This window comes from Allocoleopsis franciscana PCC 7113, assembly GCF_000317515.1.
GTDB lineage: Bacteria > Cyanobacteriota > Cyanobacteriia > Cyanobacteriales > Coleofasciculaceae > Allocoleopsis > Allocoleopsis franciscana.
In genome coordinates, this window is the sequence record NC_019738.1 from 5,311,958 (window position 1) to 5,325,955 (window position 13,998).

Sequence of the window (13,998 nt, forward strand, 5' to 3'; positions counted from 1 at the left end):
GTAGGCTCTGGGATTAACACAGCCTACTTTTGAGGGATGACATCAGTTCTGGTGGGTTTGGCCTCGTTAACCTTTCCTAGTGATATAATTTTTAAGTAACATTTTTTTACATTGGCTTCATTCGAGGGATTTAGTCTATTTCCCCCCCAGGGTCAGCAGCCTAAACCATTAGTTGTGTCTTTGGGGAGTGACTGCCGAATAGATAAAAAAAGAATCTGTGCTATCCAAAAGCCAGGAGAAATTTTGTAGAGTTGAATCTCGTTTAGGGATGGCAGCAGACTTAACTTAAAGGCAAGAGTTACAAGAATTAGCAGGTTAATGCATGTTAGCAGCTCCTCTGCCAAAATTCAGTTATTAAACAGAAAGTGCTGGCAGGATCTAGCGGGAGCATTGAGGTAGAGAGTACTGGAAGATTTCATGACTTCTCAAAATCAACGACGTGCCCTGATTACTGGGGCAAGCAGTGGTATTGGCAAGGCAACGGCTTTGGCGTTTGCCCAGGCAGGGATTGATGTTGCCCTAGTCAGCCGTTCTCAGGATAAGTTAGAAGCGATCGCGACAAAGGCTCGTGAAGCCGGGGTGGAAGCGAAGGCGTATCCTCTCGATTTAGCCAAGATAGAGCAGGTTAAATCAGAGATTAGTGCAATCGCCACCGATTTTGCTCCCATTGATATCCTGGTTAATAACGCTGGGATGGGTTACACCAACCCCCTACTAGAGACCCCTTTATCAGACTGGCAGCGAGTCATTGACCTCAATCTGACTAGCGTATTTCAGTGTATTCAGGGTGTTTTACCGGCGATGCGCCAGCAGCAACGGGGCACCATTATCAATGTTGCCTCAATCGCAGGTCAGCAACCCTTTCCCGATTGGGGTGCCTATAGCGTCAGTAAAGCAGGTCTTATTGCTCTATCCAAAACTCTGGCAGCAGAAGAACGTCCTCATGGCATTCGCGTTGTCACCTTCTCTCCTGGTGCTGTGAATACTCCCATCTGGGATACAGATACCGTTCAAATTGACTTAAATCGGTCAGCCATGCTGACACCTGAAATTGTGGCACAGTCAATTCTGCACGCCGTCATGATGCCAGAACAAGCCGTCATCGATTCAGTAACTTTGATGCCTAGTGCGGGGGCACTTTAAAGTCACTGTCGGGTTGTTGGGTTGTTGGTGATGGATCAAAAGATTTGGCCAGTTGAAAGGTCTAACCTTCAATCTCCACTCTCTAACCTTCCCGTGACAACAAACAACAAAAAGCACACCTATTTTTCTAGAAAAAATCAATCAGGCTCATTATGACTATTGCTTCTTCCAACGCATTCAATAGCTCTAACTCGGCTTCAAGTTCCAACAGCTCAAATCCCATCCCCCAGGTCGAGACACGACCCGATCGCAACACCCACAATGGTCGGGAACCCAATTTAAAACCGCCCTCGGAAGAACTGAACGAGGACATGATGAAGGCTGTGCGGACGATGCTGTTGGGCGTTGGCGAAGACCCAGAGCGCGAGGGACTGCTGAAAACTCCTAAGCGGGTGGCAGAGGCGATGCGCTTCCTGACGAGTGGCTACAATCAGTCTCTGGAAGAATTAGTCAATGGAGCCATCTTTGATGAAGGCCATAATGAAATGGTTCTTGTCCGGGATATCAATTTTTTCAGCTTGTGCGAACACCACATGCTGCCCTTTATGGGTAAGGCTCACGTTGCCTACATCCCAAATCAAAAAGTCGTGGGTTTGAGTAAGTTAGCTCGTGTGGTTGAGATGTATGCACGGCGGCTGCAAGTGCAAGAACGCCTGACCCGCCAGATTGCTGAAGCCGTTCAAACCATCTTGGAACCTCAGGGCGTAGCGGTCGTCATGGAAGGCACTCACATGTGTATGGCGATGCGCGGTGTGCAAAAGCCCGGTTCTTGGACAGCCACGAGCGCGATGGTGGGTGTTTTTCAGGACGACCAAAAAACCCGTGAAGAATTCCTTAACCTAATCCGTCATCAGCCGAGTTTCTTTTAACTTTGCCATCGATTAAAAGGTAATGGGTAATTGGAAAGACAACGAGCCAATTACCCATTACTTATGAGCGATGGATTGATTCACTACGGCTGGATACGCAACATTTCCGGTCACATGATAGCGATTCTCAATGGAGCAAACTTATAGATGTAGAGCCTTTCCGACCCTGCGTCTGTACAGAGGGCGCATTCCACGCGGATGAAAACCGCTATAATAAAGTCGCTGTTGAACTGAATTGGGAACTCAGGAGACTGAGAGTGAACCTGTCTAGAAGGTTGTATCCCTATGTATAAAAACTAACTGAGCTACTCCTCAATATACTGAAAGACTGGAGAGATGTAGCTAACAAAGTCTCAAAAGCGAACCATAAAACTCACAGCGATAATTATTGTGAATCCAAAAGCGGTAAACGTAAAACGATGTCAGCCAAGATTCTCGTTGTCGATGATGAGTCCGCCATGGAAAGCCTCATTAGGCAGAAATTTAGACGCCAAATTAGAGATAAAAACTTAGATTTTATATTTGCCTATAACGGCAGAGAAGCCCTAGAAAAACTGCAATCTGATCAATCAGTAGATGTAGTTTTAGTCGATATTAATATGCCAGAAATGGATGGTCTAACGTTTATAGAGCGACTAAAAGACTTAGAACCAAACATTAAAGCCGTAGTCGTATCAGCCTATGATGATGTGACCAATATTAGGTCTGCGATGAATCGGGGGGCTTTTGATTTTATTACTAAACCGATAGATTTTAATGACTTAGAAATCACCATTAATAAAAGCTTAGAGCATGTACGAGAAATTAAAGAAAAACAACAAAAGTTACAACAAGCTCAAAACCAACTCCTTCAGAGCAATCAGGCACTGAGGGAAAGTGAACAGCGCTTTCGCCAACTGGCAGAAAACATTAAAGAGGTTTTTTGGGTCACTTCTGTCGATAGAACTCAGGTCATTTACGTTAGTCCAGGATATGAACTCGTCTGGCACTCCAGCAGCAAGCAATTGTATGAGCAGCCAATGTCTTGGGTAGACGCCGTTCATCCAGAAGATCGAGAGCGCGTATGTACCACAATCGAGACACGTCAGGGAGAAGAGTACGAGCAGGAATATCGGATTATGGGACCGGATAGGTCAATTTATTGGATACGCGATCGGGCTTTTCCTGTAAAAAACGAGATGGGTCAAGTGTATCGACTAGTCGGTCTTTCCGAAGATATCACTGTTCGCAAGCTTGCGGAAGAGGAAATTTGTAAGGCGCTGCAACGAGAAAGGGAACTTTCGGAACTCAAAACCAGCTTTGTCGCTATGACAAGCCATGAATTTCGCACCCCTCTCACCACAATTCAATCATCGGTTGAGTTGCTAGAACATTACAGCCATAATTTATCCGAAGAAAAACAACAGATTCATCTCCACCGCATATCGAGATCGGTTGAACGTATGGTTGAGATGTTGAATGACATTTTGCTCATCTCGGAATCGGAAGCCGGTCAACTGAAATTTAACCCAACTCCCATAGATTTGGTGAAATTTTGTCAGCGTGTTGTAGAAGAGTTGGGACACAATGACCAACGCCAACCTGCCCGAAGCAACCCTATATCCGTTTGCCATCGTAAATCATCTATTCCCGATGCTTCGCTTACAGCGAACTTGCCTGTGCATCATCTGAACGCTAACGAAGGGGCACCTTCAGAGCAAGTACAAACCTTGGAACACGCTTCAGCATTCTTTCTAGGAGTAGGGCGTATCGCTTTCAAGTTACGAGGCGCACTTCCGACTCACGACGGCTTAGCTTTAATGGATGCAAAACTGCTTCTCCAAATCCTGACCAACCTCTTGTTAAATGCACTCAAATATTCTGCGGCTGATAGTACTGTCCAGTTTGACCTAATCTACCTTGATCACAAAGCTGTATTCCGAATTCAAGACCAAGGGATTGGTATTCCCACGGCAGACCAATGCCATTTGTTTGAGTCCTTCTTTCGTGCCAGCAATATCGGTACGATTCAGGGAACAGGATTAGGATTAGCGATTGTCAAACAGTGCGTGGATTTACATCAGGGTGAGATTACTGTCGATAGTGTTGAAGGTATGGGTACAACCTTTACTGTGACATTGCCTTTAGAGTGGTACACCTCGACTCACTAATTACAGCAGATTGCAGGTAAATAGAGTACATCTGTAGGGGCGTTAGCGTAGCGGTAGCGAGGAACGAGCGTCAGCATTTGGGCGATCAGCTATAAATTAATTAAGAGGATTTTCTCACCAAATGCTTCGCCCCTTCCCCTAACTTTGCTGTCTCTAAAGAAATGTAAAGGGGACGGAAGCAGGTGATCGCGTCCTCCAACTCTTGAACTTTTATATATATATATATTGACAGATTAAATATTATATGGGTTAGGCGGAGTGGGTCAGGTTAACTTGTGAAAAAGTGATCAATTTTTATCAATTTTTATATATTGACAAATTTAAGTGCGATATTGATATGCAATCAATCAAAGCTGAGGTGGAGAACTTCTACGCCCGTTTAGGACAGTTTGAGAGTCAGTTATATTTTCGTATTGAGCAGGGTGATACCCAACTTTATAATTGGACTCTCGAACAACTTATTGCCCTTCAAGGTTGCTTAACCGATCGCCAAGCTCTGGTTGAGATGTTTGAACTCTTCGCCCGTAACCTTAAAAACCAACTGGATGGTGCTGAATGTGTTCATCCTAATCGGTTTACCCCTTGGGTAAGAAGAACTTCGCAAGCACAAATTGAGCCTATGCAGCCTCAGCAACTGCCAAACGCTTAATTATCCCGACTACCGCATAGATAAGCCGCGATCGCTCCTAGATAAAGCCAAAGCGATCGCGGCTTAGGCATTACATTACGCTGATAAAGTCGGCTTGGGTAATTAGACTAGAATTGACATCCGCCAGGATTGCCAGCACCTCACCACAATTCTTGCTGATCAGGGTGTTGTCGTTGCTAGAACCAATCGTCAGTTGCTCAAAGGTGAGTCCTCCTATCTTACCGATCTTGTCTTCACCATCGGTGAAATCCTGAATGGTGTCTCGACCACTTTGGGTCATTAGCACAAAGATGTTACTCCCCAACCCACCCGTTAATAAATCGTTGCCGCGACCACCATACAGCCGATCTTTGCCCTCTCCACCTTGCAACTTATCCATCCCATTGCCACCCAACAAGATATCGTCTCCTGCTAAGCCGAGTAAGATATCATTCCTGTTACCGCCATTGAGTACGTCATCCCCTGCGGTGCCGGTGAGGGTATCTTTGCCGTTACCGCCATTTAGGGTCGTACCTACTAGCAGCGTCACGATCGCAGAGTCGGTTCCCCCGTTACCATCGCTGAGAGTGTACTCAAAGCTGGCGGTGCTGACATTGGCATTGGCAGTAAAGACTACATTGCCGTTACTATCGAGGGCAACAGTGCCATTTTGAGCATTACTAACATGGGTGAGGCTGAGCGTGTTACCCTCAACGTCAGTATCGTTAGCCAGCAGCTCAGCAGCCAGGATAGTTTTGGGTGTACATTGTCGAGCGGTTAGGATGTCATCGACAGCATCGGGATTATCGTTGGTGTTAGCGATCGCGAGGATAAAGATATCTTCTGCTGTTGCACCTGAACTATTTGCTGCAATTACCTTGATATTTAGGCTAGCGACATCACCATTTTCAGGAGTGCCACTGAAGGTTTTAGTTGTTGCATCAAAAGACAGCCAGGATGGTAGAGCAGAACCATCTGCGAGTGTTGCACTGTAGGTCAGGGTGTCCCCATCGACGTCACTGAAGGTATTAGCAGGAATGGTGAAGATAAATGCAGTGTCTTCTGTGGCAGATTGATCAGCGATCGCATTCGTGACGACTGGAGCATTATTGCTTACATCTAGAGTCCAAAGTTCAGCACCATTTATGCCGTTGTCAGCACGAAGATAGAGCTTGCCATTTTCGTAACCCAGGATTGCTACGTTAGAACTGGCTGTACCGGGGTTAAAGTCAGCAACGAGTTCTGGCGTGTTGGTATTAGGATTGATTCTCCATAATTCTCTGCCATTGCTGCTGTTGTAGGCAGTGAAGTACAGCGTGCCGTTGGCGTTCGTCAGATATTCCGGAAAGGAACCGCCGCCACTGCCTGGTTCCATATCGGTGAGGCGCACCGCATTGCCCGTTGCCGAGTCAATCTTCCATAATTGTCTGCCATTGCTGCCGTCGGCGGCACTGAAGTACAGCGTGCCGTTGACGTTCGTCAGCTTCTCCGGAAAGGAACCGCCACTGCCTGGTTCGATATCGGTGAGGCGCACTGGATTGCCAGTTGCCGGGTCAATCTTCCACAGTTCATTGCCATTGCTGCCGTTGTCGGCAGTGAAGTACAGCGTACCGTTGACGTTCGTCAGCTTGTCCGGAGAGAAAATGCCACTGCTTGCTCCGACATCGATGACGCGCACCGGATTGTCGGTTGCCGGGTCAATCTTCCACACTTGGTAGCCAAAGACGAAGTTGCCAGTACGGAAGTACAGCGTGCCGTTGACGTTCGTCAGATTGTCCGGAGAGGAACTGCCACTGCCTGGTTCGATATCGGTGACGCGCACCGGATTGCCGGTTGCCGGGTCAATTTTCCACAGTTCGCCACCATTGCTGGTGTTGTAGGCAAGAAAGTACAGGGTGCCATTGACGTTCGTCAGATAGAACGGATTGGAACTGCCACTGCCTGGTTCAATTTCCAAGCGCACCGGCTCGTCGGTTGCCTGGTCAATCTTCCACAGTTCGTCACCATTACTCTGGTTGTAGGCACGGAAGTACAGCGTGCCGTTGACGTTCGTCAGTTTGTACGGAGAAGAACTGCCACTGCCCGGTTCGATATCGGTGACGCGCACCGGATTGTCTGTGGCTGGGTCAATCTTCCACAGTTCGTCACCATTGCTCTGGTTGTAGGCACTAAAGTACAGCGTGCCGTTGACGTTCGTCAGATTGGACGGAGAAGAACTGCCACTGCCTGGTTCGATATTGGTGACACGCACCGGATTGCCCGTTGTCGGGTCAATCATCCACAGTTCAGTGCCATTGCTGCCGTTGGTAGCACTCAAGTACAACGTGCCGTTGACATTAGTTAGATTACTAGGATTGGAGCCAAAATCCTGTGTATTAACATCTATGCTTGATAAATTGCCAGTTGCCGGGTCAATCTTCCACACTTCAAAACCAATGCTGGTGTTGTAGGCACGGAAGTACAGTGTGCCGTTGACGTTCGTCAGTTTGAATGGAGAGGAACTGCCACTGCCTGGTTCAATTTCCAGGCGCACCGGATTGCCCGTGATTGGGTCAATCTTCCACAGTTCTTCACCATTGCTGGTGTTGGTGGCACGGAAGTACAGCGTGCCGTTGACGTTCATCAGATCTTGCGGAAAGGAACTGCCGCTGCCTGGTTCGATATCGGTTACACGCACCGGATTGCCTGTGGCGGGGTCAATCTTCCACAGTTCATTGCCATTGCTGGTGTTGGAGGCACGGAAGTACAGTGTGCCGTTGACGTTCGTCAGCTCGAACGGATTGGAACTACCACTGCCTGGTTCAATTTCCAGGCGCACCGGATTGCCTGTGATTGGGTCAATTTTCCACAGTTCAGTGCCATTGCTGGTGTTGGTGGCACTGAAGTACAGTGTGCCGTTGACGTTCGTCAGATTGTTCGCAAAGGAACTGCCACTGCCTGGTTCGATATCGGTGAGGCGCACCGGATTGCCTGTGGAGGGGTCAATCTTCCACACTTCAGACCCATTGCTACTGTTGGTGGCACGGAAGTACAGTGTGCCGTTGACGTTCGTCAGATTATCCGGAAAGAAACTGCCGTTGCCTGGTTCGATATCAGTGACGCGCACCGGATTGCCTGTGGCGGGGTCAATCTTCCACAGTTGGTAGCCAAAGGCGAAGTTGCCGAAACGGAAGTACAGCGTGCCGTTGACGTTCGTCAGATAGTCCGGAGAGGAATTGCCACTGCCTGCTTCGATTTCCAACGGCACCGGATTGCCGCTTGCCGGGTCAATCTTCCACAGTTGGTAGCCATTGCTACTGTTGGTGGCAATAAAGTACAGCGTACCGTTGATGTTGGTCAGATTGTACGGAGTGGAACTGCCAGTGCCTGGTTCAATTTCCAGGCGCACCGGATTGCCTGTGGCGGGGTCAATCTTCCATAATTCTCTGCCATTGCTGCTGTTGGTGGCACTGAAGTACAGTGTACCGTTGACGTTCGTCAGATTGTACGGAGTGGAACTGCCACTGCCTGCTTCGATTTCCAAGCGCACCGGATTGCCCGTTGCCGGGTCAATCTTCCACAGTTCAGAGCCATTGCTGGTGTTGTAGGCACTGAAGTACAGCGTGCCGTTGACGTTGGTCAGATTGTACGGATTGGAACTGCCACTGCCTGGTTCGATTTCCAAGCGCACCGGATTGCCCGTTGCCGGGTCAATCTTCCACAGTTCGTAGCCATTGCTATCGTTGTAGGCACTGAAGTATAGCGTGCCGTTGACATCCGTAAAATTGCTTGGATTAGAACTATCGGTTGCTAAGTTAATGTTGTACTGAATTGGCTCATTGCTTAATGTTGCAGCATATTGCTCAAGCACCGTAGATGTGAATGCTAAACTAGCCGCGCTAAGCGCAGTAGTCGTTTCTAATGCCCAGTTTCCACCTTGAGCGGCGCAACCTGTTATCACTGCCGATGCTGCTACATTCGCGCCAATTATGGTGTGCAGCATATTGACAAAGACCCGCCCTCTGTCGCCCTTTGCTACCTCACATCCATAAATCAGCAACTCGGCTGCATCCGTCAGTGCCTCTGCCCAAGCCTGAAGTTGCCAAGCATCGCGATTTATTGTCTCCAGGCTTAACTCGATCGCACCTAATTGCACCCGTCCTGGTGAGCCATGCGAAACCAGGTGAACAGCCGTCAAATCCTTACGCTGTGCCAAGACTTCGCTGATTTGCTCAACGCCATCTCGCATCGCATCTAGCACGATTACCTCAACACGCGATCGCACCCCCGCCACCAAATCTGGATAATCCGTTACGGCTGAATCAATAAAGACAATTTCGCGGGTAGCGGAGGCTGAAATACTGAGGCTTTGAGAAGCGAATTGGGTTCTGTGCAAAGTAGCTGTCATGGGTTGGCCTCAAACTGATACACAAGGGAACGACAGCCGAATTCGAGCGGTGATGGCAATTACCGCGCATTCTCTGCTCAACGGCAGCAAGAATCTGTTAGCTCATGGGAACTGGTTAAAACCAAATGCTTGGTCTAGCAGAGGCTGCAACAACAGCCAGAGCGATTGACAACCTAATTTCAGTAATCAGACCAACTAATGCTCTCACCGTCAGTCTGGATTAAATGAACTAATAATTCTTTCTCGGCGAATATAGATCCCAAGGATAGATGAGGCAAAGTGTAATGTCTAATGCAAATCTCTTGCTTTACAGTATTTTCTTATAGTTCTTTGCAAGAACTTCATAATTTATCGCTAATTTCATCTTGGTGACAGCAATGCGTTACCGATGACATATAAATAGTCACTGTACATAAAAAGCCGATGGGCGGATTTGAACCGCCGACCGTTCGATTACGAATCGAATGCTCTACCACTGAGCTACACCGGCACCGATAGACTAATATAGCAAGCTTTTTCCAAGAAATTCAAATTTTAGCTAAAATTTTTCGCTGATTTCACTCGGCAGCGTTCGGCACAGCTACTTCTTGTCCTTAGCAGAACAATTCCCCGAAGTCATGTCACCATTAAGGTAAAGAAGGAAAACTTTACAACTGATGACCAACTCAACACCTAAAAATCAGAATCTCAATCGCAAAATTAACCCACGACAGCTAAGTCCAGAAAAATATGCAAAATTAAGAGCAGAGGCAAAAGCGCCTTACCGGGTCTTAAGGCAATTTATTTACTTAGCTTTTGGGGCGTCCGGCTTTATCGGTGCCTTTGTCTTCCTGGGACAATTAGCAGCGGGTCATGAAGTTGCTACAGCCCTCCCCAACTTTGCCCTACAAATAGGTGTAGTCGCTCTGATGGTTTGGCTGTTTCGGGTGGATCGGCAGGCAGAACGTAAACCCTAACACAGATTAACTTTCGTCATCAAGTCCATACTTTTAAGGGTGGAGGCGCTTTGAGCTAAAACCGATCAGTTTCACTGGGATTAAATCACCCATGGCTATGTGACGGTGTGAGTCAGCCAGTGATATGGTATGACTGACTGATTAGAGTTGATCGTTACACAACTTAACGACTACCGTCCTCTCTCTCCCCTTTCAGGCTCTACAGATACTCTGCCTGGAGTCGAGTTCATCCGAAACTATGGAAATCGAACAGCGACTAGGTCTATATCAAGTTTTTCTCAAGCTCTACGAGCATCATCGCACTCTGCTCGACGAAATTCTCCAGCTTGAAAAAACCAGTAGTAAAAGTCTTTCCAGCGTCCCAACCCGATGTATCACGGGTATTATTCAGGGTGAGCAAGTCTATGTAGTAACAAACCTGGCAGATGGGAAAACTCAGACCTTACTACAGTCTCAAGGAATCTGGACGATCGGACGCGATCGCCAACTTTCCATCCCGATTGCGGATCGGCGGTTGTCTCGGCGACATGCTGTGATTCAGTATATTAAGGACGAGGGTTTTTACCTGGTTGACCTCGACAGCACCAATGGCTCTTTCATCAATGGTGAGCCGGTACATGGTCGTATGCCCCTAAAAGATGGCGATCGCATTCGACTGAGTAACCTAGCCTTCTCCTTTTTTTTGTGTAACGACATGCACACCTTAGACGAAACACCTGCGGATATCCTGACGAAACTGAACGCTGCAACCGTCATACCTACTCCGGTAACGGCACAACAATCAGCGGTACCCGTGTCAGAACAAAACTTAAAGACCCCACCCGTTGAGCACAAAGAGCAAACGTCAGAATTTTTGCAAGATGACTTTAACCTGGAAGATTTAGCCTCTGACGTTGCTATACCCCAGTTAAGCCAGACTCAACAGTCAGAAATCTTAGATCGTTTTTTCAGTCGGCAGATTCAGAAAGTGACGGATCAAAATTAAACCAAGGTTGAAGGTTGAAAGTTATGAGGCTGGACACTGAGTCAGTTGGTAAGTTAGCAGATTGATTCGTTCTAACCTAGAACCAGCAACTTCCTAACCTTCAACCCTTTAACCCTTTAACCCATCCAATTAAATTTCCTCAAACAGCTCGTCTTCCTCCTCAACCTCTACAGGAGAGACGGAATTCGCTTGAACAACGGCTCCCATATCCAGTTTCTCGCGCACTTGTTTGTCAACATTCGCGGCAAACTCAGCATTTTCTTCCAGATACTTGACAGTGTTATCGCGACCTTGGGCAATATTGTCACCGTTGTAGCTGTACCAAGCTCCTTTACGAGTAATAACGCCGGTTTGCTCAGCTAAGTCAACCAAACATCCCAACCGAGAAATCCCACTGCCAAAGATAATGTCGAACTCGGCAATGCGGAAAGGAGGTGCAACTTTATTCTTCGCCACCTTGACTTTGGCACGGATGCCGTATTCGCCTTCACTCCCCTTCTTCAGGGTTTGAATCCGACGAATATCTAGCCGAACCGAAGCATAGAATTTAAGGGCATTACCACCGGTTGTCACTTCTGGACTACCATAGGTAACGCCAATTTTTTGGCGAAGCTGGTTGAGGAAAATCACTGTACAGCCTGATTTTCCAATGTTACCAGCGACTTTACGCAGCGCTTTGCTCATCAATCGCGCCTGTAAACCCACCTGGTTATCGCCCATTTCGCCTTCGATTTCTGCACGCGGCACTAAAGCAGCAACAGAGTCGATAATCACGATATCCACTGCCGAAGAACGCACGAGCTGATCGACAATTTCCAGTGCGGCTTCGCCGTTGTCCGGCTGAGAAACCAACAGGTTGGCGATGTCAACGCCTAAAGCTGCTGAGTAGGTGGGGTCTAGGGCGTGTTCCGCATCAACAAACGCGGCAACGCCTCCAGCTTTCTGCACTTCCGCCACCGCATGTAAGGCTAAAGTGGTCTTACCGGAACTTTCTGGTCCATAAATTTCAATAACGCGCCCTTTCGGCAAGCCACCGCCTAGGGCTAAATCCAACGTAATTGCGCCCGTGGAGATCGTCTCCACCTTCATGCGAGTGGCATCTCCCAAACGCATAATGGAGCCTTTGCCAAAGGTGCGCTCGATCTGGTTTAGCACCAAGTTCAGGGCTTTTTCCTTGTCGGGACTGTTTGTGATTTGGGTAGCCATTAATGCCTCAACAACGGGGGACTAGGATGTGTTGTAAATTACAGTTCAAGTGTTCTCATATTTTAACGCTCAGCCAGGAAGAGTTGAAGGCGAGTTTATCATTCTATAAGATGCTCAAAACCTGTATTTACAGCCATTTTGGCACATTTATCTGCCCAACATCAGGGTTTTTTATACCTGGTCAATATAATATCTCTTGGCAAGCAACAGCGCTGTAATACAGGTTGCCAATTTCCTTGGTTCCTTGAGTCTCTTGCTTACTATTTGAGCCACTTGAGAGATTCCCGCACCAACGGCCTATCGTTGGTGCGGGTTAAACCGGGTTCATCGCTAAGTTGACTTTCTGCTCTCCATCAATTACGTAATTTCCGCAAAATTAAAGTAAAAAATATGACTTTAAATGTCCATGATTCACTGATACCAGAGGCGGCTCTCTCGGTTACAGGATTAACCGACTACATCCAGGACTTGTTAGAGCAGGATGACCAACTTCGGCAGGTTTGGGTGATCGGGGAAGTTTCTAGTGCGAACCCACATCGGAGTGGAATATTTTTCACACTCCAAGACCCGGATTCTAAGGCGTCGATTCAGTGTGTCGTTTGGACGAGCCAACTCGGTAAGCTGGTGCAGTTACCGGTGGCAGGGGAGCAGTTGATTATTTTGGGTAGTATCCGAGTTTATCCACAGCGGGGACAGTACCAACTAACAATTTGGCAGGCATTGCCAGCCGGTGAGGGATTGCAGGCGTTGCGTTATCGCCAGTTGCGAAATCGACTGGAGGCAGAAGGGTTATTGGCTCAATCACGGAAGCGTCCGCTCCCCACTCATCCTCAAATTATTGCCGTCGTTACTTCGCCACAAGCTGCGGCCTGGGGGGATATTCAACGCACACTTTGGCATCGGTATCCGGGGTTGCAGGTATTGTTGTCACCCGCGCAGGTACAGGGAGAATTGGCTCCCGCCTCCATTGTGGAAGCGATTGAGCGAGTTGAGCAGGATGGCAGAGCACAACTGCTGATTTTATCGCGAGGGGGTGGAGCCTCTGAGGATTTGGCTTGCTTTAATGATGAACGGGTGGTGAGGGCGATCGCACAATGTTCGATTCCCGTACTCACTGGAATTGGTCATCAACGGGATGAATCTTTGGCTGATTTGGTGGCGGATGTCTGCGCTCACACTCCTACGGCAGCCGCAGAATTAGCGGTGCCTGAATTGGCGACGTTTTATGCGGAACACCAACAGCGGCAACAGGCTCTTAATAACGCCGTGCATCAAGTTTTGAATGCCTCCAACCAGCAACTGCAACAGTTCAAAGAGCGATTGCAACGCTTACCAATCAAGCGACAATTGCGGGATGAACAAAAAGCGATCGCATCCAAACGTCAGCAATTAATTCAATACACATCACGCCGTCTTAGTCAAGATAGCCAGCACTGTGAGTTCTTGCGGCAAAGATTAGCAACTCTTGACCCAGAGAATGTCTTGAAACGAGGCTATGCGGTGGTGCGAACGGAAAATGGAATGATTGCTCGTTCAACTGCGAATTTAGTTACCGGACAGGAATTACAGATTCAGCTAGGAGAGGGTCAAGTTAAAGTTAACGTGACAGAAATTCTGGACTAGTAATAGATTTATTTTGCTTCTGTCTCAACAAAAAACCCTACTTGGAGGACA

General features: G+C 47.8%; 10 protein-coding genes and 1 tRNA gene. 8 read left to right on the forward strand and 3 right to left on the reverse strand.

Features of this window, described 5'->3' with window-relative positions:
- The first annotated feature begins 417 nt into the window (after positions 1-417).
- The 4 genes from MIC7113_RS21835 to MIC7113_RS21850 all read left to right on the forward strand — a co-directional run bounded on the left by MIC7113_RS21835 (position 418) and on the right by MIC7113_RS21850 (position 4,811).
- Positions 418-1,143, forward strand: coding sequence for an SDR family oxidoreductase (locus MIC7113_RS21835; RefSeq protein WP_015184359.1), 726 nt, complete (start codon positions 418-420; stop codon positions 1,141-1,143).
- A gap of 152 nt (positions 1,144-1,295) precedes the next feature.
- A complete protein-coding gene (folE, locus tag MIC7113_RS21840; protein WP_015184360.1) occupies positions 1,296-2,012 on the forward strand; it encodes a GTP cyclohydrolase I FolE in 717 nt (238 codons plus the stop codon).
- A gap of 419 nt (positions 2,013-2,431) precedes the next feature.
- Entirely contained in the window at positions 2,432-4,162 is a 1,731-nt protein-coding gene (locus MIC7113_RS21845; RefSeq protein ID WP_015184361.1) for a hybrid sensor histidine kinase/response regulator, read from the forward strand.
- Positions 4,163-4,499: 337 nt separating this feature from the next.
- Positions 4,500-4,811, forward strand: a complete 312-nt coding sequence (locus MIC7113_RS21850) for a hypothetical protein (protein ID WP_015184362.1) — start codon at positions 4,500-4,502, stop codon at positions 4,809-4,811.
- Positions 4,812-4,881: 70 nt separating this feature from the next.
- Here MIC7113_RS21850 and MIC7113_RS33700 read toward each other — a convergent pair whose 3' ends face one another.
- On the reverse strand, positions 4,882-9,177 hold the full coding sequence (locus MIC7113_RS33700) for a DUF4347 domain-containing protein (protein ID WP_015184363.1): 4,296 nt from the start codon (positions 9,175-9,177) through the stop codon (positions 4,882-4,884).
- Between MIC7113_RS33700 and MIC7113_RS36740 the strand changes: the two genes are divergently transcribed.
- A complete protein-coding gene (locus MIC7113_RS36740) occupies positions 9,176-9,346 on the forward strand; it encodes a hypothetical protein (RefSeq protein WP_155898073.1) in 171 nt (56 codons plus the stop codon). The genes MIC7113_RS33700 and MIC7113_RS36740 overlap by 2 nt on opposite strands.
- Positions 9,347-9,595: 249 nt before the next feature.
- Here the strand turns inward: MIC7113_RS36740 and MIC7113_RS21865 are convergent.
- Positions 9,596-9,667 (reverse strand) — tRNA-Thr (locus MIC7113_RS21865).
- 166 nt (positions 9,668-9,833) lie between these two features.
- Here MIC7113_RS21865 and MIC7113_RS21870 point away from each other — a divergent pair.
- Together MIC7113_RS21870 and MIC7113_RS21875 are read left to right on the forward strand one after the other, a co-directional pair.
- Positions 9,834-10,133, forward strand: coding sequence for a DUF3493 domain-containing protein (locus MIC7113_RS21870; protein ID WP_015184364.1), 300 nt, complete (start codon positions 9,834-9,836; stop codon positions 10,131-10,133).
- A gap of 238 nt (positions 10,134-10,371) precedes the next feature.
- A complete protein-coding gene (locus MIC7113_RS21875; protein WP_015184365.1) occupies positions 10,372-11,118 on the forward strand; it encodes an FHA domain-containing protein in 747 nt (248 codons plus the stop codon).
- Positions 11,119-11,247: 129 nt separating this feature from the next.
- Here the strand turns inward: MIC7113_RS21875 and recA are convergent, their stop codons facing one another.
- Positions 11,248-12,324 (reverse strand): recombinase RecA, encoded by a 1,077-nt coding sequence (gene recA, locus MIC7113_RS21880; protein WP_015184366.1) that lies wholly within the window; start codon positions 12,322-12,324, stop codon positions 11,248-11,250.
- 390 nt (positions 12,325-12,714) lie between these two features.
- Between recA and xseA the strand changes: the two genes are divergently transcribed.
- Positions 12,715-13,947, forward strand: coding sequence for an exodeoxyribonuclease VII large subunit (gene xseA, locus MIC7113_RS21885; RefSeq protein WP_015184367.1), 1,233 nt, complete (start codon positions 12,715-12,717; stop codon positions 13,945-13,947).
- The last annotated feature ends 51 nt before the right edge of the window (positions 13,948-13,998 follow it).